This window comes from Pseudoalteromonas sp. PS1M3 (assembly GCF_016865405.1).
Taxonomy (GTDB): Bacteria; Pseudomonadota; Gammaproteobacteria; order Enterobacterales; family Alteromonadaceae; genus Pseudoalteromonas; species Pseudoalteromonas marina.
Genome location: NZ_AP022624.1, coordinates 1510319 through 1530340 on the forward strand (window position 1 = coordinate 1510319; position 20022 = coordinate 1530340).

A 20022-nucleotide genomic window follows, 5' to 3' on the forward strand; every position below is an offset into this window, starting at 1 on the left:
TTACTTCTTTTTAATAATAGTTAATAAGGTGTCTTCAGCTGCTTTTACATGCAGGTGTGAATAATGAAATGTGCCCAGGTTGTGACCATTAAGTAATATTAAACTTCCTAGCATAGGGGAGTCTAATTCTCTTAGGTCAAAATAAGCAAGTCGTTGACCTTTGAGTACTTGGCTGCCATTTAACTGTGCTATATGGGTATGCGTAATTGCTGCAGAGGCAGGTAAGGTTAAATTAATGAGTATTTTTAAACCATTTTTAGCCTGCAAAATAAATTCAGTTCCTGCGTTTTTAACCTGCAGTAAAACCCCATCAAAGGGGGCTAAAATTTTATGACTGGTTGCTTGCACCATAACACCGGGGCCAAGTGTACCAAAACTGAACAAAGGCTCTGGGTGATTACTTAATTCTACTACCTTTCCCGTAAAAGGACTGGTGATATTAATAGCATCACGGGGGATTTTATTTTGTGCAATAAGCTCTATTGGTTGTGCTTTCATAAATTAGTTTGTCACCACATTATAGCCATCTTTTTTTAGTGCTGTGATTGCCTGGGCCGCTGTTTGATTTTTTACAAGTATGTAGTCAGTATCGTAAGTTGAAATAGAAAAGATAGATATTTGTGCTTTAGCTAACACGCCAGAAATATTAGCCATAATTCCTGTTAACGAAAACCCTAAAGGGCCAATAACTTCTAATGCTTGCCAATCAGATTCTGTATCCAGGCTGTGTAATTCAAAACTACTGGGGCATACAATTGATAGTTCGTCATGGGTCTTTGAGATAAAAAACAACGGAAGTTTTAACAAAGCAGCAGGGATATCAGCATCAATATCTAAACTATGTATAGACAAAATAGTGCTGTGTAATTGTAATGTTTGTTTTGACATTAAAAACCTGCGGTACAGCAAAGACGATTTATTAATAGTATAGATTATTAAAGATAAATTAAAGCGGTAACTCACCGTAACTAAGCTGCAAAATATGAGCTACTTATACTTACCCACAATTTCTGTGGATAACTATGGGGGTTGAGAGGTATAAATAGCCTAACTAACTAATTTATAATTAGAAATTAGCTAGGCTATAAAAAGCACATGTTAATTAAAGCCTTTAATTAAGTGCTTCGACTTGCGCTGCTTGAATAGCGGTAAGTGCGATTGTGTATACAATGTCATCAACTAATGCACCACGGCTTAAATCGTTGACTGGTTTACGCATACCTTGAAGCATTGGACCAATACTGATGAGGTCTGCGCTTCTTTGCACGGCTTTATAGGTTGTATTACCGGTATTTAAATCAGGGAAAATAAACACCGTTGCTTTACCCGCTACGGGGCTATTTGGTGCTTTTTTAAGCGCAACGTTTTCCATAATTGCTGCATCGTACTGAAGGGGACCATCAATAATCAAATCGGGACGTTTTTGTTGAGCTATTTTGGTTGCCTCTCGCACTTTTTCAACGTCGGCTCCTGTACCAGAAGTACCTGTACTGTAGCTGATCATGGCAACACGAGGCTCTATACCAAAAGCTGCAGCTGAGTCAGCTGACTGAATCGCAATATCAGCAAGTTGCTCAGCATTTGGATCTGGGTTAATTGCACAGTCTCCGTAAACGAGTACCTGATCAGGCAGCAACATAAAAAATACCGACGATACAAGCGATGAGCCCGGGGCCGTTTTGATGAGTTGTAATGGCGGTCTAATTGTATTGGCGGTTGTGTTAACTGCTCCTGAAACAAGTCCGTCAACTTTGCCTTGTTCAAGCATCATAGTACCCAGTACTACGTTATCAAGTAATTGTTCTTGCGCTACAACAGCGGTGAGACCTTTGCTTTTTCGGATTTCGACCATAGGCTCGACATAATCATTAATGATGCTGCTTGGTTCTACAATACTTACATTTTCGTTGAGCTCTATACCTTGTTGCTCAGCAATACGCATTATTTCTTCGCGATCACCTAATAAAATGGTTTTTGCTATACCGCGTTGCCCACAGATAGCAGCTGCTTTAATAGTTCTAGGTTCGTTGCCTTCAGGTAAAACAACCGTTTTGCCTGCTTTACGAGCTTTATCTGTAAGTAAGTATCTGAAAGCTGGTGGCGAGAGTTTACGTGTTTTCCCCACATTTTTTGCCAGTGAGTTCAGCCAATCTGAGTCAATATATTCAGCATTGTGGCTTTTCACTTTTTCTATACGCTGGTCATCATCGCTTGGCACTTCCATATTAAAGTTATGAAGTAACAACGATGTTCGCCATGTATCGGCCTCTGTTGCTAAAATTGGTAGTCCCGTTTGCATTGCTTGTTCGCACAGCGCCATAATACGCTGTTCTGGCATAAAACCACCGGTGAGTAATATTGCCCCAATTTTAGTACCATTCATTGCCGATAAACACGCAGCTACTAAAATATCAGAACGATCGCCAGGAGTAACTAATAATGCACCAGGTGTAAAGTGGTTTAAAATATTAGACACTGTACGTGCACAAAATGTGATACGACGCAGGCGTCGATGCAGCATGTCACCTTCGTTAATAATTGTGGCTTTTAAATACGCACTTAAGTCTTTCACACGTGGTGCGACTAAATCAAAATCCCATGGTATTGCACCAAGTAACATAAATGGGTTTTTTCTAAAAATTGGCAGTGATGCTAAGCGGTTTAGTTCGTTATCTACTTCATCAGGTTTGTAGGAGTCGACTAAATCGGCGCGTGCTCTGCCTTCTTCATCTAGAGGGGCATTTACTTTATTAAAAATACAGCCTAATACACGCGGGTGGTCAATACCACCGTAATTACCAGCAGCAATCTCAAGACGATCTTCCAGCTGGGTAATATTATCGTTACCAGGCGTTAATACAAATACAATATCGGCACCGAGTGTTTGCGCTATTTCACGGTTAACGCGCCCTGCATAAGGTTGTTTACGAGTCGGAACCATGCCTTCAATAATGGCAACTTCATCGTCGTTAATTTTACTTTCAAAGCGCTCAACAATTTCTTCTAATAAGTCGTCGCCCTTTGCATCACCAATCATTTGCTCTGCGTAATCCAATGCAAACGGTGTTGGTGGGTCAATAGGGGAGCCTTGCTTTATTATTTGTGTCGATTTTTCTGGACCGGTTTCGCCAGAGCGCGGTTGAGCAATAGGTTTAAAGAAATTAACTTTTACCGCCTTTTGCTCAAGCGCACGCACAAGCCCGACGGAAACAGATGTTAAACCAACTCCCGTAGAAATCGGTATCAACATAATACGGTGTGCCATATTATAGCTCCTTAACAATATTTGCAGAGTCGAGGGCGATAACCCATTCTTCATTCGTTGGCATGACGACAGTTTTGATACGAGATTGCTCAGTGCTAATTACACCTTGTTGACCAAAACGTGCATCTAGGTTTGCTTGCGTGTCACATTCCATACCTAAAAATCCAAGTTGAGTGATCACTTTTTTACGAATGATATCTGAATTTTCTCCAATACCGCCGGTGAAAATAAGCGCATCAAGACGCTGTAAAGGCACCATGTACGATGCAATTTGCTTAGATAAACGATAGCAAAACATATCGAGTGCTAATGTTGCTTGTTGATTTCCCGCTGTAGCAGCTTCTTCAATAGTACGACAATCGTTAGAAAGTTCACTAATGCCTAACAAACCACTTTTTTGATTGAGTAAGTCATCTATTTGTTGCGCACTATAATCAAGTTGTGTCGTTAAAAAGTTAAATAAACCTGGATCAATATCGCCACTGCGAGTACCCATTACTAACCCTTCAAGTGGCGTAAGGCCCATACTTGTATCGACACTCTGACCATTTTTAATCGCACATACAGAACAGCCATTCCCCAAATGAGCACTAATAAAATTACTTTTTTCAATAGGTTGGTTAAGTAGTTTTGCTGTTTGCCCGGCAACATAAAAATGGCTCGTACCATGAAAGCCATAACGTCTAACACCAAACTCGGTATATAAATTGTAAGGTAGCGCATAAAGGTATGCGACCTTATCCATAGTTTGGTGAAAAGCCGTATCGAATACGGCAATTTGAGGTAAGCCTTTAAACGAGTCTTGCGCTGAAGATATACCCAGCAAGTTGGCATGACCATGAAGCGGTGCAAGTGTTGCAGCCTGGGTTATGCTTTCAATAACTTGATCATTAATTAATACTGATTTGGTAAAGTGCTCGCCACCGTGAACAACACGATGACCAACAGCAATTAGCTGTTCATCTAGCTTATGATCTTTTATTAACGTTACTAGCGTATTAATAGCCTCAGCGTGAGCTTGCTCTGGTGCTAAATCAATAAGTGTTTTATCACCTTTGTATTTATACTTTACCGACGGAGTTGCTGCACCTAGTCGCTCTGCTAAGCCCGATATAATTTCATGGCCGGTGTTTGCATCAATAATGGCAAACTTTAAACTTGAGCTACCACAGTTTAATACTAAAACATGTTGTGACTTAGGAGCGGGTGTTGGCATAGATATAATTTCCATAAATAAAGTTTAGTAAGTGAACATTAATTATTTACTGTTACACTCAGGTCTTAATTAAAAGGCTAAAGATATTATAAACAAGGTCGTTAGACCCATGAATAAGTTTTATATTTTAAACTATTTGATGTATTTAGTTTAGTATTTTGCACAATTTAACAGCATAATTAAGCACTTTTACTGATTAAGTGAAACCCGCCGTATTTGTGTTACACTTTGTAAAATACGAGCTAATTTATATATTGAATTTAGTAATTGTGAGGAGTCATGATGCAAAAAAGTGTGATGTCACAAGTTCAAATTGGTAGACAGTACGCAAAACAATGGCCAATGCGAAAAGAGTTAGCTCCATTGTTTAGTGAGTTTAGGGTAATTAGAGCAACAGAACTTGCCATTACTGTTATGCCGATTCTTGCTATGTTGACATTATTTTTTCAACTCAACTACCTTGGCCCTGATTTTTTACCACAAGCGATTGCCAGTGCATTGTTTTTCTTATCTTTACCTCTACAAGGTTTATTGTGGTTGGGTAAACGAGCACAAACCCCATTAGACCCAGCCATGCTAAGTTGGTACAAAGAGCTGTATACAAAAATGGTTGCTAATGGTTATCAGGCTGAGTTAAGCGAAAAAAAGCCCCGGTATTTGGAGCTTGCAACTTTACTTAAAGATATGTTTGAAAAAATGGATAAAGCGTTCACTAAAGAGCAGTTTTAATAAACGCTTTCAACAATCACGCTTTTTGAAATTGCGTTATATAAAACGACAAGGTGACATGGTGTTCACCTTTCTCTTCTAGTGTTTCCCAGTGTTCAGGCCTAAATTTCCACGCAAACGGTGTCATCATTATCAGGTTTCTAACATCGTTAATACTCAGTGTTACCTGTTGAGTGATCAAATCTAGGTGAGTTTCTGTAAAACCTTCAGGCGCATCTACTTTCGTATGCTCGCTTACTGATTGGTAAATATAAGCTTTTAACTCTTTTAAATGCCATGGCCCAGGGCTGGCCACGACAAGCGTAGCATTAGGTTTAGCGAGTCTTTCAAGCTCTTTAGTAAATAAAGGTGCAAATACACTTATAAGAATATCAGCAAACCCTTCTTTAAAAGGGGCTTGACTGATTGAAGCAACGCTAAAGCTGCAGTTGGGGTAACGTTTAGCGGCGTATTTTATAGCTGACTTTGAAATATCTACACCATAAACTTGCGCCTGAGTATTATTAGCAATAGCGTGGGTGTAAAACCCTTCACCGCACCCTAAATCAATAATATTATTACCTTTTATAGTGCTTATTATATCGCTCAGTGCTTGTTGTAAGAAAGCATAATAACCCTGCTCTAAAAATGTGCGTCTTGCTTGCACCATTTCAAGCGAGTCACCAGGTTGTTTAGAGTTTTTGTTTTGAACAGGCAGTAAGTTAACGTAGCCTTCTTTGGCAAAATCAAAACTGTGGTTGCTTTCACAGCGCAGTGTATTTTGAGTTTTTGTTAGCGATTTGCTACATAAAGGGCATTGATATTCAAGACTCATGAGTCTAGGTAATCCTTGTCGTAAAAAGTTTTAACCCAGTGGGGACGGTATGTAATTAAAATGGTGATGGCCATTCCGTTCAACATGGCTTCTGGAAACCAAATTATAGCACTTAAATAAACGTAATTGTCGGCAAGTTCTTGCCAATTATACTGACCTAAAGAGAAATAAAAGAGGGCACCTAAAGATATTTTTATGCACGCTATAAACCCAGCTGTTATGAAGGCACAAACAAATATATAAACAAAAAAATGCTTCGGTAAATAGTGATAGCACACAACAAAACTTAAATAACTCAGTAATATGGGAATAAAAGCGCCAATAAGTATTTGTACAGGTAAAAGGTTAAAACTAACCTGCCCAAATGAAAACAATAAAGCACTTGCCAGTAGGCTACTCAAAATGGCTAGCCGCCAGCCCAATATTAAGGTGGCTGCAGTAATACCAAGTATGTGCAGGTCAAGGCCAGTTAAAATACCGGCTTTAATACGCCACAGTAGTGCAAATACAAGCGCACAGGCTAATACACCTGTTTGCCTAGCAGACGTTTTATAAAGCGATTTATAGGTGTTTTTGTCGAAACTAAAAATCGCAATAGCAAGTACAAGGACCCACATCAGCCCTTGTATTTCAGTGTTTAACATTATAGCTACTTGAACGTTGACCAAATTGGCGCATGATCTGATGGTTTTTCAATTGCGCGCAGCTCATAGTCAATTCCTGAATCAATACAACGCTCAGCAAGTGATTGAGTTGCAAGTACAACATCAATTCGCAGACCGCGATTATCTAAAAAGCCTTTAGAGCGGTAATCAAACCATGAGTATTGATCGTTAACATCAGGATAGAGTTCTCTGAAGGTATCTTTAAATCCCCAATCTAAAAGTGTTGATAGCCATTGACGCTCCTCTGGCTGGAAAGAGCACTTACCTGTTTTTAGCCAGCGTTTAGCGTTGACCTCACCAATACCTATGTCTAAATCTGTAGGTGATATATTTATGTCGCCCATAACAACTACATCCTGATCGGGAGTGAGGTTTGTATCTAGATGTGTCATCAAATCTTTATAAAATTGACGTTTATAGGGGAATTTAGTTTCGTGATTGATGTTATCGCCTTGCGGGAAATAACCATTCATAACGGTAATGTCGCGGCCGTTATCTTGTTCAATAGTGACACTGATCATGCGCTTTTGCGACTCTTCTGTGTCGGTAGCAAACCCTTTTAAGACCGATTTTGGCTCTTTTTTGCATAACATAGCTACGCCGTAATGTGCTTTTTGACCGTGAAAGTAGACGTGGTACCCCATTTTTTGAACATCGTCTAATGGAAACGCTTCATCATGAACTTTAATCTCTTGCAAGCCAATTACGTCTGGTTGATGTTTATCAATAACAGCTTGTAATTGGTGAAGACGAGCACGCAGACCATTGATATTGAAAGAAATCACTTTCATTCGATTTACCTTTAAATTTGTTCTCATTTTGATAGCAAATTGTATCAGTAATTTAGCTTACATAACATGTCTGAAATGACAAAATAGCTGCGCAAATGTTGATCAAATGGTGGTGAAAGTTTAAACATTGTTAATGTTGTATTAATTTATAAAATAAATAAAAAATTCAATTGATCTGCTTAAAATTGGCTATATAATGCGCGCAAATTCATTGGCAAACTCGTTCACATAGGATCTCTCATGAAAGCACAATTATTTTTAGCGGCAACATTATTAGCATCTTCTTCTGTTTCAGCTCAAAGTAACACTTACTTTAGCCAAGACAGCTCAATTGAGTCTAAGCTGTGTGTATTAAGCGCAAACGAAGGTTTTTCTGCGGCACGTAAATTAGCAGCTAAGCACAATGTATACTTATCACGCTTCTCACAAAGCATCATGTGTAACGGCCAAGATATTCGTGATATTGCAAAGAAAGATTCAACAAACAACATAACTGAAAACAAAGTAGAAGTGTTTGCTAAAGACGCTCAACAAGAAACTCAATTATGTATGACTGCATTAAAGCAAGGTTTAGCGCCAGTACGCCAAAAAATAGGTAACTTAAACTCGCTTAAATGTAACGGTCAGAAAGTTACTGACTTTGTTAAGCGTTATCAAAACGCTGCAATTTAATTAGCACAACAAAATTAATGAGAGCCCAGCTTTTATAGCTGGGCTTTTTTTTGCAAAATTTACAAGGTTGGTTGAAAAGGTTTCAAGGCTAATGTATTGAAAATAGAGTGAAAAATATACGGGTGCATTATAAGGTGTTGAAATTTATATTTATTTTATTTTGGCACCAGACTTGTATTAGTTGTTGTGACATTTATTAACAACGAAGGACACGTCTTATGAAAAAGTTAACATTAGCAACAACTATTCTAGCAACATTAAGTTTAGCAGCCTGCGCATCTAATCAAGGTCTTGATAAAATAGACAGCGACTTTGCAAGCCTAGACAACGACAGTGATGGTTTTATTTCAAAAGTTGAAGCTGACGACGATAATATTTGGGGTCACTTTTCAAATATCGACACCAATATGGATGAAGAAATTAGTCGTAAAGAATTTAATGCTTACATGCAGTTAAACACTGGCAAGGTTGCAACCGATAGTGATGTAAGTGAATCAGCCTTTAAAGCTGAAATTGCAAAATTTGACAAAATTGAAAGTAGTTTTGCCAGTTTAGATAACGATAGTAATGGTTTCATATCAGTTGTTGAAGGCAATGACGACGATATTTCAAATCACTTTGGTTATATGGACAAAAACGAAGACAAGCGAATTAGTAAAAATGAGTTTATGAGCTACATAAATAAATATGGTAAATCTGTAGCTGAAGACGAAGCGTTAGAGTCAATTAAACACAGCTAATTAAAATTCAGAACATAAAAATCAAAGCCAGTTATTTTAACTGGCTTTTTTTATGGCTAATTTTAGATAATTGCCAGATATATTTTCCTAGTTAGTGGTTGTTCTGTCATAATAGATGGCTGTGTATTTTTATTTATTAAGAGTGTATATGGCTGGGCGGCGAATTAGTGATGAGCAGTTGGTTGAAATCATTGAGGCTGCGATTTTTGTTGCAGACAAACCCATAAGTAAACGCCATATTAAAGACACTGTTTTAGTGGATATTGCAATTTCTATGTCACGTGTAAACGATGCTATAGAAACAATACAAACACACTTTCAAACCCGTGGTATTCGCCTTGTTGAAGTTGGTAGTGGTTATCGATTTCAGGCGTGTAGTAGTTTGAGCCCTTGGTTGAGTAACCTATGGCAAGAACGAGCTCCTAAATACTCACGTGCTTTATTGGAAACATTATCACTTATTGCTTATCGTCAACCCATTACGCGTGGTGAAATAGAGCAAGTAAGAGGTGTAACAACGGGTTCGAATATAATTAAAACCTTACTCGAAAGAGAGTGGGTGAAAGTGGTAGGGCACAAAGAAGTACCGGGTAAGCCCGCTTTATACGCCACTACTAAACAATTTTTAGATTATTTTTCATTAACGGGTTTAGAAAACTTACCTGCGTTACCTGCGCAACAAGAAAGTAAAATAAACCAGTTATTAAGTGATCCTTCTGTGAGAGAACCATCCGAATGAATATACAAGGTGAAAAGTTACAAAAAGTCTTAGCCAGAGCTGGTGTAGGCTCGCGTCGTGAAATGGAAAAATACATTGACGCTAACCGTGTTAGTGTTAATGGCAAAGTAGCTAAACTCGGTGACCGCGTTGAAGAAACCGATTTAATTCGTGTTGACGGTCATACCGTAAAAATTGAAGAAAAAGCTGACAGAATTTGCCGTGTAATTATGTACAACAAACCCGAGGGAGAGTTGAGTACACGTAAAGACCCTGAAGGTCGTCGTACTGTATTTGACAGACTTCCTCGTATTGATGGCGATCGTTGGATAGCTGTAGGGCGACTGGATGTGAATACGTCAGGCTTAATGTTGTTTACCAACGATGGTGAATTAGCCAATCGTTTAATGCACCCAAGTTATGAAGTAGAGCGTGAATATTCTTCGCGTGTGTTTGGTGAAGTAACAAACGAGACACTTAAAAACCTGATGCGTGGTGTTGAGCTTGAAGATGGTCCAGCAAAATTCACAAATATAAAACCGCTAGGTGGTGAAGGGATTAACCGCTGGTTTAATGTGACATTAAACGAAGGGCGCAACCGCGAAGTTCGTCGTTTATGGCAATCTCAAGACGTTGAAGTGTCGCGTCTTATCCGTATTCGTTACGGTAAGCTAGAGCTAGATAAGCGTGTGCCACAAGGTGGTTGGGTTGAATACGACTTAGAAACCGTTAACTACTTGCGTAAAACGGTTAAGTTAGGTCGTGAAACGCAAACTAAACTTTCAGTTATGCCTGAAAAACGCAAAGATAAACGCGCTAAAATTAATCAAATTCGTAAAGCGGTTAAAAAGCACAACCAACGTGTTAAGTCGACTAAGCGTAAGTGATATTTTGACGTTTTGTATAAAAGCCGCATTATTTGCGGCTTTTTTATTGAGGTTAATAAAAGTAAACAGCTGTTACTTTTTTATTTGTGCGTCTAATGACTCGCCATTGACTGCAATTGAATCATCACTCATTAAATATAAATAGGTCGGCATAATGCTTTCAGGTGTTGCCAACTTATCCCTATCTTCACCAGGGTATGCCGATGCGCGCATAGATGTGCGTGTAGCACCTGGATTAATACAGTTTACGCGAATGTTGGTTTTACCTACTTCACAAGCCCACGTTTGCATCATACCTTCAACTGCAAACTTAGAGATGGCATAGGGTCCCCAAAACTCACGGCCTTTACGACCAACACCAGATGAAGTGAAAACAATAGAAGCATTGTCTGATTTACGCATCACGGGGAATAATGCTTTGGTGATCATTGCTTGAGCTGTCACGTTAACTTTCATGATGTTCTCAAACGTAGATGAACAAAAATGTTCTAGTGGCCCTAGAGAGCCTAATATGCCAGCATTATTTAAAAGTCCGTCTAAACGACCAAACTGATTCTCAATAGTTGCAGCAAGATCACGATAATTTTGTTTTGTTGCGCCTTTTAAATCCATTGGCACAATCGCAGGTTTTGGGTAACCTGCATTCACAATTTCATCGTATACGCATTCAAGTTTATTTGTTGTTTTACCTAATAAAATAACAGTCGCACCATGCTTTGCATAAGTAATAGCTGCTACCCGGCCAATACCATCGCCTGCGCCAGTGATTAAAATAACTTTATCGTTTAATGCATTTTCAGCTGCTTGATAAGTGTGCATAAAAGTACCAATTGATAGATTTTTTCTGATTTTAACATAGCAATTCGACAAGTAATCGAATTTATTGAAAAATTAGGTGGCGAAAAAAGAAACTTTACGTTAAGTTTAACTGGTCTAATGTCTCATTAATAATCTGATTACATTGTTTTAACTTGATACACTGATTAAACACACTATAAAAATAAAATATGTTCGGAGTCACCAATATGAAGAAAATGCTACTTTCACTCTCGGTCACTGCTGCTTTAGCAGGTTGTGGCGGCGGAGAAACGTTAGAAGATGTTAAGAATGAAACCGCTACAGTTGTACCTATGGCCACGGTTAGCTTTGACCCTGCTAACGGTGTAATTTCTGTTCCCAATGATTTATTAATGAGCGGTACCCAAGATGGTACTTTAAATATTCCAGGTGAATTAGATGACGACAATGTATCTATCCCGCGTGCTGCATATGCTGATCCTCAGTTAGCATTAGGCGCACTGGACGGCTGGTCGTCTCAAGTTCCTTATAAAGTTGATTTGACATTTCCACCAAATGTTTCACTTGACGAAGCGTCAGCTGGAACACCTGGTAGCGTAAGAATTTTTGAAGTAATAATGGGCGCAAGTCTGACAGATGCAGAGTGTTCTGTTGCTCCAGCTGGTGCAGCTTGTAAGCTTGTTGGCGAATTAACATTCGGTGTTGACTTTGTTACTCAAGCTTCAGGAAATGCCGTCGCTATTATTCCTCTAAAGCCTTTTAAAGCAGGTAGTTCGTACATCAATGTATTAACCACAGGCCTTAAAGATTCTATGGGGCGTTCTATTGCGCCGTCATCTACTTATGGCTTAGTTAAGCAAGAAGCGCCATTAATTACTGATTCTCAACTTGCATTACAAGGTGCAGTTAATAGTTACGAGAACGTAGTTGTGAGCTCTGGTGATATTTCAAAGGAAGATATTATTTTTTCTGGCGCTATGACGATTCAGTCAGCGGGTCCAGTACTTGGCACAATTAAAAACTTATTGGCTGCAAGTTTACAAAACGATGCTTTGCCTACTCCAGCATTGCAAGTACCTGAACAACCTATGGTCAATGTGCAACAAGTGTTTGCATCTCAGGGTGTAACAGTATCTGCTGCGTTTTCAGGCGTTCAATACCAAAAAGGTAGCATTATGTTACCTATGTATCTTGGTACGCCAACTGGCACAGATATTAGCGATTTAAACGATACATACTGGCAAGGTATGTGTGATAACGCTGTAGCACTTCAAGGTTACAAAGCGGTTGCAGGTGATGCATTCCCAACTGATCCTATTAGTGAAAATGATGGGTTATGTTCAGCGCTTAGTGGTGGACAGTTACGTGACCTAGGTATCGATAGCACACGTCATTTAACAAAATATAACTCAATCCCTAAAGTACAAAGTATGGCTAACGTACCAGTACAGGTGACAAAACCAATTTTACCAATCATTAACGGTGTACGTGCACAGTTACAGTTGCCAGCAATTGAGATGCCTGAAGGCGGTTGGCCTGTTGTTATGATGCAGCACGGTATTACAACTAATAAAGAGAGTATGCTTGCACTAACGGCTCAACTTTCAATTCAAGGTTTTGCAACGGTTGCAATAGACCACCCTCGTCATGGTGAACGTGGTGTTGATGTAGACGGTGACGGCAACGATGACTTTAATGCAACGACCGGTTCAGTACTTAGCTACATGAATTTAAGCTCTTTATTAGTTGCACGTGATAGCTTACGCCAATCAGCAGCTGATTTATTAGGTTTACGTTTAGGCTTAAACTTTTTACAAGATGCAACTATTAACAGCCAAGATGTAACATACATAGGGCATTCATTGGGTTCTATTGTTGCTCCTGCATTTATTGCACAGGCTAATAATCCATTAGCGCCTACTGTTGACCCATTATTTAATGTAAATACAGTGGCTCTGGCAAGTGGCGGCGGTGGTATAGCTAGCTTCTTATTAGAATCAGCAGCATTTGGTCCGTTTATTCAAGGCTCTGTACTTTCTCAAGCTGGTACGACTGAAGCTGATGAATTTAATGCCTTCTTGCAAGGTGATGCTGTTTCTAACTGTGGTGCTGAGTTGCCAGATATGGAAGCATATTTAACGTGTGGTTATAACGAGTATATTACTTCTATAACAACGGCAGGCGAAACAGCTAAGCTTACTAATATCCAAGGCGTGTTTACGCAGTTTGCGTTTGCTTCTCAAACAGCATTAGACAGTGGCGATCCAACTAATTACGCAGCGGCGGTACAAGCGTTAGGTACACCTGTTTATACGAATGTTGTAGTGGGCGACGGCGGTGAAAACAAGCCAGATCAAGTTATTCCACCAATGGCAGCTAACAATCCTATTTCTGGTACAATTCCACTTGCTAACTTTATGGGATTAGAAACGGTAAGTACAACGCAAGCAATGACAGAAGCACCGGCTAGCTACTTAGTTAAATTTTCTAAGGGTCATCATGGTTCTATTTTAACACCTGCTCAAGATGCTGCTCAGTCTTCTACTGTAGAGGGGAGTGCTGCTGCAAATGCTGAAATGCAAATGCAAGTTGCTGTTTATTTAGCAACGCGCGGTCGTATGTTATTAGTAACAAACAGTGATGTTGTTACTGATTAAATATACACTCTAAAATATATCTAGTACAAAGCCACTTTAAAGTGGCTTTTTTTTGCTTAAAAGCATGATAAATTAGCGTAAATTTAAAATCGGAGAAACCAGTTGGAATTTTTATACGAGTACGGTTTGTTTTTCGCCAAAACAGTTACCTTTGTTATTGCGATAGGAGTTATTTTAATGATGCTTGTTGGCGCTGCTGTGAAGCCAAAAGCAAAAAAGGGTGAAATACAAATTGATGATGTGTCGGCTCAGTTGAGTGAGCTTAAAGAGGATTTTTTACAAAATACATTAAGTAAAAAAGAACTTAAAGCGCACGATAAAGAGCGAAAAGCGCTCGACAAAAAGTCAGATAAAGAAGGCTTAAAACCTCGCCTTTATGTTGTTGATTTTATTGGCAGCATGGATGCAAATGAAGTTGAAAGTTTAAGAGAAGAAATTACGGCAATCATTTCAATTGCAGATCCTAAAAAAGATAAAGTCCTCATTCGCTTGGAAAGTGGCGGCGGGGTAGTACATGGTTATGGGCTTGCTGCATCGCAATTGCAACGCATTAAATCGGCAGGAATACCGCTGAGTGTGTCTATTGATAAAGTAGCAGCAAGTGGTGGTTACATGATGGCTTGTGTTGCTGATGAAATACTAGCAGCGCCTTTTGCTATAGTTGGGTCTATTGGCGTAATAGCGCAAATTCCAAATTTTAATAAAATTTTGAAAAAAAATGATGTTGAGTTTGAACAAATTACTGCAGGTGAGTTTAAACGAACTTTAACTCTTTTTGGTGAGAACACAGACAAAGCACGTGAAAAGTTTCGTGATGAAATAGAACAAACGCATGATTTATTTAAAACCTTTGTTAGTTCACAGCGTCCGAGTTTAGATATAGACCAAGTTGCAACGGGTGAGCATTGGTTTGCAACACAAGCAATAGACAAAGGCCTAGTTGACGTTATTAAAACAAGTGATGATGCATTACTTGAACAGCAATACGAACGTCAAATTTATAAGGTTAAGTACAAAGTAAAAAAAGGACTAAGCGATAAATTTGCGCTTGGGCTAAGTAGTGGCGTAAATAAAATAGGGGTAAACTTAATATCTAAGTTTAAATCGCTAAACCCGTAGATGTTCGTACAAGAATGTTAAGCATAAAAAACCCTGATAATTATCAGGGTTTTTCACACCATAAAATGCATGGCAATTAGTCAATTGACTTATGGTAATCTTCTAAATCCTTTGCGGCATTAGGGTCGTTAAATATAGTTTCATCTAACTCACCTTCGCTTTTAGCAACTGCACAGGTAACCATACAATCGCCTGTAACATTGACAGCGGTGCGAGTCATATCTAACAGTCTATCTACACCAATAATTATGGCAATGCCCTCTACCGGCAAGCCCACTTGATTAAGCACCATCGCAAGCATTATTAAACCAACCCCAGGTACACCTGCCGTACCGACGGACGCAAGTGTGGCTGTTAAAATTACCATTAAGTAATCAGACACCGTTAAATCAACGGCAAAAACTTGTGCAATAAATACCGTAGCCACACCCTGCATGATTGCAGTGCCGTCCATATTAATGGTTGCACCTAACGGAATAGTAAACGAAGCTACAGAATTACTGGCACCTAACTTTTTAGTTGCTGTTTCAAGTGTTATTGGCATGGTTGCACTAGAGCTTGATGTACTAAAGGCAAATAAACACGTGTGTTTCATTTTTGCTAAGAAAGTAGCAGGGTTTAAGCCGGTAAGGAGTTTTAATAATAAGGTGTAGTTTACAAAGGCATGAAACAATAGCGCTAATACAACAACACCAAAGTATTTAGCTAAACTTACAATCAAATTAAGTTCAATGGTAGTAAATAGTTTGGCCATTAAAAAGAACACACCGTAAGGGGCAATGTTCATGAGTAACGTTACTAACTTTAAGATAACGGTGTTCAAATCTTCAAAAACTGCTGCAACACGTTTACCTGCTGAGCCACTTAAAGCCATAGCAATACCAAATAACAATGCAAACACAATCACTTGCAACATGTTACCTTTTGCCATCGCTTCAAAAGGATTAGTTGGAAACATATCAATAATAACGCGCGCAAGGGTTGGGGCTTCTTTTGCATCGTAACTTGCTTGAGATGGCAAGCCAATGCCTTCACCAGGGTTAAATAATAAGGCAAGAGTCATAGCCACGGTTATGGCTATCGCTGTTGTAATTAAATACAGCCCAATTGATTTACCACCTAAACGGCCTAATTTTTTTGGGTCGCTTAAGCTGCAGGTTCCACATACCAACGACACAAAAACAAGAGGGACAACGAGCATTTTTAGGCTAGCAATAAAAATTTGCCCACCCACATGAAAAATACCGTCAACAAAAAATGCTTTAATTGGCAAAGAGAATAACCCAAGAGGGATTAGATAATCGTCTTGACCAGCTAAGATTGCTTGAAATATAAAACCAACTGTAACACCGAGCACCATACCAATCATGATGCGAGTAGTTAAACTTAACGTACCGATTTTTGACATACACCGAATCTACTTTTTATAAATTTGCCATAGACTACCAGTAAGAAATTATTTACTACAGAAAAAATTAGTATTTACACGAAATATTTTTGTACAAAAAAGTAATAAAAAACTGTGATTTTAGACTAAGTTATAGGTTAATATGAGGTAAACAACATATTGTTAATAATAACAACGCTAGGGAGAGGTTCATGCCTTTAATGCGACTACTCGGCATTTTATTGCTCAGTTTATTACTCACAGCCTGTGGTGGCGGTGGATCAATTGAAAAAAGCGGTACAGTTGGTGACACTGATACGGACACAGATACAACAACTTACACGTTAACGCTACAAGGGTACTCTCAAGCAGACGCAACTAAATCAAATAGCGTGACGAATACTGCGGCATTAGATTTACGTGCAACCCTAAAAGACAATGATGGCGCTGTTGTTGCTGGTAAACGCATTACCTTTACGTTGGCTGACGATATAGGGGTTTTAAACCCTGATTCAGCCCTGACACAAAACGATGGCATAGCAACAATCGAGTTAAGTGCAGGCTCTGAGGCAGGCGCTGGTGAAGTTACTGCCACCTACAATGGCGATGATGAAACGTATACAGCCACGTTTGCATTTCAATCAACAGGTGGCCAAGGTGACGACACGGGTGTGAGTGGCTCAACAACTTTAGAAGTCCAAATTGTTGACCAAAATGGTGATAAATTTAACAGTGCTAACCCTGTAACTGCGGATAACGTTGGTGTTGTTGTTGCTACACTTAAATCAGATGGTGTTGCTGTTGCGGATAAACTCATTTCTTTTAATACCAATTTTACGGGCGTTATAACGCCAGAGCTTGGCACGGCAATTACTGATGATTCAGGCGAAGCTCGCGTCACATTGGGCAGTGGTGTTGCAACGGGTGCTGGCCAAGTTGTAGCAAGTTACGCTCCAGCAAGTGGTACGAGCGTTAGCAACACGGCTGTCTTTTACTCATCGGGTGATGGTGCAGCGCAAGATGAAGCGCAATTTTCGGTATCTATTAAACTACTAACAGGCTGTAATGCTGATTGGGATGATAACCGAAGCAATGTTAAATTAGACCCTTTATCTGCAGCATCTGGTTGTACTGTGACCAACAGTATTTCATCTTCTGAATTGGGTGAGCTATTTGTAGAAGTCACCAACGAACAAAGTGGCGAAGGCAGTAAAAACGCACTCGTAAATATTGAAACTAATTTAGGTACAATTTTACCTTCATCGGGCACTGCTTTAACTGATAACTTTGGTATTGCATTATTGAAGCTGCAACCGGGCAATACTGGTGGCGCAGGAACCGTTACAGCAACGGCTCTCGATGAAAGTGCATCTTTAAACTTTGCAGTGGGTATTGCAAATTTAACGCTTAGCGTTGATAACGGCTTGAACACCAATGATGACGGTAGTGTAATACCACTTAAAGCAGGTGGTAGTACTGTAATTGAAGTAACGCTTACAGACGAAGATGGTAATTTATACTTAACGGCTACTGACGTTGAATTTAGCTCTACCTGTGCGATTGCGGGTGAGTCGGTCATTGATGACAGCGTAAAATCGTCAAATGGTATTGCTACAGCAACTTACAGAGCAACAGGGTGTAACATTGACGATGATGTAACTATCACTGTTGAAACAGGCGGACAAAACTTTACTGAATCAACGGTTATACCCGTGGAAAGTTCTGCAGTACAGTCTATTCAATTTGTGGATGTAAGCGAAACATTTATTGCGCTTCCACCAGGCGAAGGTGGCCTTCCAACTCAATCAATCGTTACTTTTAAACTTTTAGATGCTGACAATATAGCGTCTTCTCAGCAACGAATAGACTTTAAACTAACAGATTCGGTAGGCGCTGCAAATTTAACGCTTACCAGTGGCAACACAGATAACGAAGGTTTGGTACAAACGACAGTAACGTCAGGTATTGTGCCTGGGCCTTTAGTTGTGAAAGCGTGTTATGTGTCTAAAGACGATGTTAAAGCACTTCCAGAGGGTGATGATTTAACGTGTTGGGTTGATGACTTCCAATTGTGCCAAACTGATCCTAGCAATGAAATATGCCCAGAGGGTACATTAAACCTGATCCCACTTTCTGAGCAAATTAGTTCTGTTTCTGCTCAGCTTACACTTGCCTCGGGTGTAACTGATCAAAACAGCTTTGATTTAAGCCCAACAACATTTAACACTAACTCGCTTTACTACAACGGTATCATAACCGATTTAACTGTATTTTTTGGTGACCAGTTTAATAATTACAACGGTGACGGTGTTGAAGCCACAGTGCTTTCAGAGGCGGGTGTAGTTGGTTCTTCAAGCAACGAAGAAACATGTAAAACAACCGATGCAACCTGTGTTGTTACATGGCGCTCTCAAGGTGACCGCCCATTTGAAGATTACAAATGGGGCAACAGAATAGGCGATATCGACGGTAATGCGTCTACAACTGAGGGTATCAATCCTAAAACGGGCGAAATTAACTGTGACCCTTACTTTGGCGCAGCTGCACCGTGTATTAATGGTATTACCCGCGCTAAAAATGACGAAAATGGTGTAGTAATGGGCGGGCGCGTAAGTGTGCTTGCAGTTACTAAAGGTCAAGAGAATTTTGTTGATGAGCAATCAACTGATGATATAAAGCGTACGAATGGTTTATTTGATATTGGCGAGTACTACGCTAGCTACGATTTACCTGAAGCCTTTATTGACCACAACGAAAATAACAGCTTTGATAAAGCGGATTGTAGTGATGCACGCGGCGATGATTACGACCCTGTATCAGATGCGTGTTCAGAGTTAAACTCACGTGGTGGTCATAACGAAACGTGGCGTGACTTAGACAACGACGGTATCTACGATGCCGCTGACGGCCTATACAATGGGTTATTATGTAGCGAAGCTGCAAATGCTGCAGGCGAGTGTTCACGTGAGTTGGTTGAGGTTCGTAAAAACATAGAGCTAGTTATGTCAGGCGATGAACCATACGTACGTTTCTCTGTGGTTAAAACGGATGCATTACCAGCACCATTTGAAGTATTTGTTCCTGCGGATTGTTCAAGTTCAGTATCTGGTAACAGAACTTTTGTAGAGTTAGAAGAGTCCGATGTAACTGAGCGTTGTGATGTTGCTGCAATAGACCTTTCTGTCAACAATGTTGAAATCGCTAACCCAGATTTCGATCCTAATGACCCTGACGAAACAGACCCTGAAACACTTACCGTGGACATTGGTTTAACATCAATGGCTGTTCGTATTCACTACACAGATGAATTTGGTAATCCATTACCTGCAAACACGGTAGTGTCTTTAACAACGAGCAATGGCGATCTGTCAATTATTAGTCACAGTGAAACAATACCTAATACCAACACAGATAAACCGATGTACTCAGATGTATTAATTTCACGAGAGACTGATGGTAACGACCAAACAAGTGGGGTTTTAAGTATTACTTTTGAATTTGAAAACCAACTAGGGGCCAGTAAAACGGTCTCGACAGGCATCACAATTTTCGATGATGTTTAAG

17 protein-coding genes are annotated in these 20022 nt (G+C 39.5%); 8 read left to right on the top strand and 9 right to left on the bottom strand.

The genetic code is table 11. The features are described 5' to 3' along the window. The 4 genes from PS1M3_RS06975 to PS1M3_RS06990 form a co-directional block, all read right to left on the bottom strand. Positions 1-498, bottom strand: a complete 498-nt coding sequence (locus tag PS1M3_RS06975) for a PTS glucose transporter subunit IIA (RefSeq protein WP_008131509.1) — start codon at positions 496-498, stop codon at positions 1-3. Positions 499-501: 3 nt separating this feature from the next. Then, a complete protein-coding gene (locus PS1M3_RS06980) occupies positions 502-888 on the bottom strand; it encodes an ACT domain-containing protein (RefSeq protein ID WP_138741132.1) in 387 nt (128 codons plus the stop codon). 223 nt (positions 889-1111) lie between these two features. Next, positions 1112-3265: a phosphate acetyltransferase gene (pta, locus tag PS1M3_RS06985; protein WP_006792172.1), complete on the bottom strand. Its 2154-nt coding sequence runs from the start codon at positions 3263-3265 to the stop codon at positions 1112-1114. 1 nt (position 3266) lies between these two features. Next, on the bottom strand, positions 3267-4481 hold the full coding sequence (locus PS1M3_RS06990; RefSeq protein ID WP_203986953.1) for an acetate kinase: 1215 nt from the start codon (positions 4479-4481) through the stop codon (positions 3267-3269). A gap of 282 nt (positions 4482-4763) precedes the next feature. On the opposite strand from PS1M3_RS06990, the gene yfbV reads away from it, so the two are divergent. After that, positions 4764-5210 (top strand): terminus macrodomain insulation protein YfbV, encoded by a 447-nt coding sequence (gene yfbV / locus PS1M3_RS06995; protein WP_203987285.1) that lies wholly within the window; start codon positions 4764-4766, stop codon positions 5208-5210. A 16-nt stretch (positions 5211-5226) separates the two neighbouring features. Here yfbV and rlmA read toward each other — a convergent pair whose 3' ends face one another. Genes rlmA through xthA form a run of 3 tightly spaced genes read right to left on the bottom strand, consistent with a single transcriptional unit; the run spans position 5227 to position 7480 of the window. Continuing rightward, positions 5227-6024, bottom strand: a complete 798-nt coding sequence (rlmA, locus tag PS1M3_RS07000; protein WP_203986956.1) for a 23S rRNA (guanine(745)-N(1))-methyltransferase — start codon at positions 6022-6024, stop codon at positions 5227-5229. Next, positions 6021-6668, bottom strand: a complete 648-nt coding sequence (locus tag PS1M3_RS07005) for an energy-coupling factor ABC transporter permease (protein ID WP_039036863.1) — start codon at positions 6666-6668, stop codon at positions 6021-6023. Before PS1M3_RS07005 ends, rlmA begins: the two co-directional genes overlap by 4 nt. A 5-nt stretch (positions 6669-6673) precedes the next feature. Further along, a complete protein-coding gene (xthA, locus tag PS1M3_RS07010) occupies positions 6674-7480 on the bottom strand; it encodes an exodeoxyribonuclease III (protein WP_203986959.1) in 807 nt (268 codons plus the stop codon). A gap of 240 nt (positions 7481-7720) precedes the next feature. Between xthA and PS1M3_RS07015 the strand changes: the two genes are divergently transcribed. The 4 genes from PS1M3_RS07015 (at position 7721) to rluB (ending at position 10497) form a co-directional block, all read left to right on the top strand. Next, entirely contained in the window at positions 7721-8152 is a 432-nt protein-coding gene (locus tag PS1M3_RS07015; protein WP_008131524.1) for a hypothetical protein, read from the top strand. 218 nt (positions 8153-8370) lie between these two features. Continuing rightward, a complete protein-coding gene (locus tag PS1M3_RS07020; RefSeq protein WP_203986962.1) occupies positions 8371-8892 on the top strand; it encodes an EF-hand domain-containing protein in 522 nt (173 codons plus the stop codon). Between the two features lie 148 nt (positions 8893-9040). Then, positions 9041-9631, top strand: coding sequence for an SMC-Scp complex subunit ScpB (gene scpB, locus PS1M3_RS07025; protein ID WP_058428988.1), 591 nt, complete (start codon positions 9041-9043; stop codon positions 9629-9631). Further along, entirely contained in the window at positions 9628-10497 is an 870-nt protein-coding gene (rluB, locus tag PS1M3_RS07030; RefSeq protein ID WP_006792163.1) for a 23S rRNA pseudouridine(2605) synthase RluB, read from the top strand. Before scpB ends, rluB begins: the two co-directional genes overlap by 4 nt. Positions 10498-10569: 72 nt before the next feature. Here the strand turns inward: rluB and PS1M3_RS07035 are convergent, their stop codons facing one another. Further along, the gene (locus tag PS1M3_RS07035) at positions 10570-11316 is read right to left on the bottom strand and encodes a YciK family oxidoreductase (RefSeq protein ID WP_006792162.1); all 747 of its coding nucleotides are present in this window, start codon (positions 11314-11316) and stop codon (positions 10570-10572) included. A gap of 206 nt (positions 11317-11522) precedes the next feature. Here PS1M3_RS07035 and PS1M3_RS07040 point away from each other — a divergent pair, with 206 nt between their 5' ends. Together PS1M3_RS07040 and sohB are read left to right on the top strand one after the other, a co-directional pair. Further along, a complete protein-coding gene (locus PS1M3_RS07040; RefSeq protein ID WP_010557479.1) occupies positions 11523-13952 on the top strand; it encodes a VolA/Pla-1 family phospholipase in 2430 nt (809 codons plus the stop codon). A 102-nt stretch (positions 13953-14054) separates the two neighbouring features. After that, entirely contained in the window at positions 14055-15071 is a 1017-nt protein-coding gene (sohB, locus tag PS1M3_RS07045; protein WP_203986964.1) for a protease SohB, read from the top strand. Positions 15072-15147: 76 nt separating this feature from the next. On the opposite strand, the gene PS1M3_RS07050 is transcribed toward sohB, so the two are convergent. Next, complete coding sequence (locus PS1M3_RS07050) at positions 15148-16479, bottom strand: dicarboxylate/amino acid:cation symporter (RefSeq protein ID WP_010557477.1); 1332 nt, start codon at positions 16477-16479, stop codon at positions 15148-15150. A gap of 191 nt (positions 16480-16670) precedes the next feature. Here PS1M3_RS07050 and PS1M3_RS07055 point away from each other — a divergent pair, with 191 nt between their 5' ends. Continuing rightward, positions 16671-20021 carry an invasin domain 3-containing protein gene (locus tag PS1M3_RS07055; protein ID WP_203986966.1) on the top strand — a complete coding sequence of 1117 codons (3351 nt, stop codon included), beginning with the start codon at positions 16671-16673 and terminating at the stop codon, positions 20019-20021. Position 20022 lies beyond the last annotated feature (1 nt).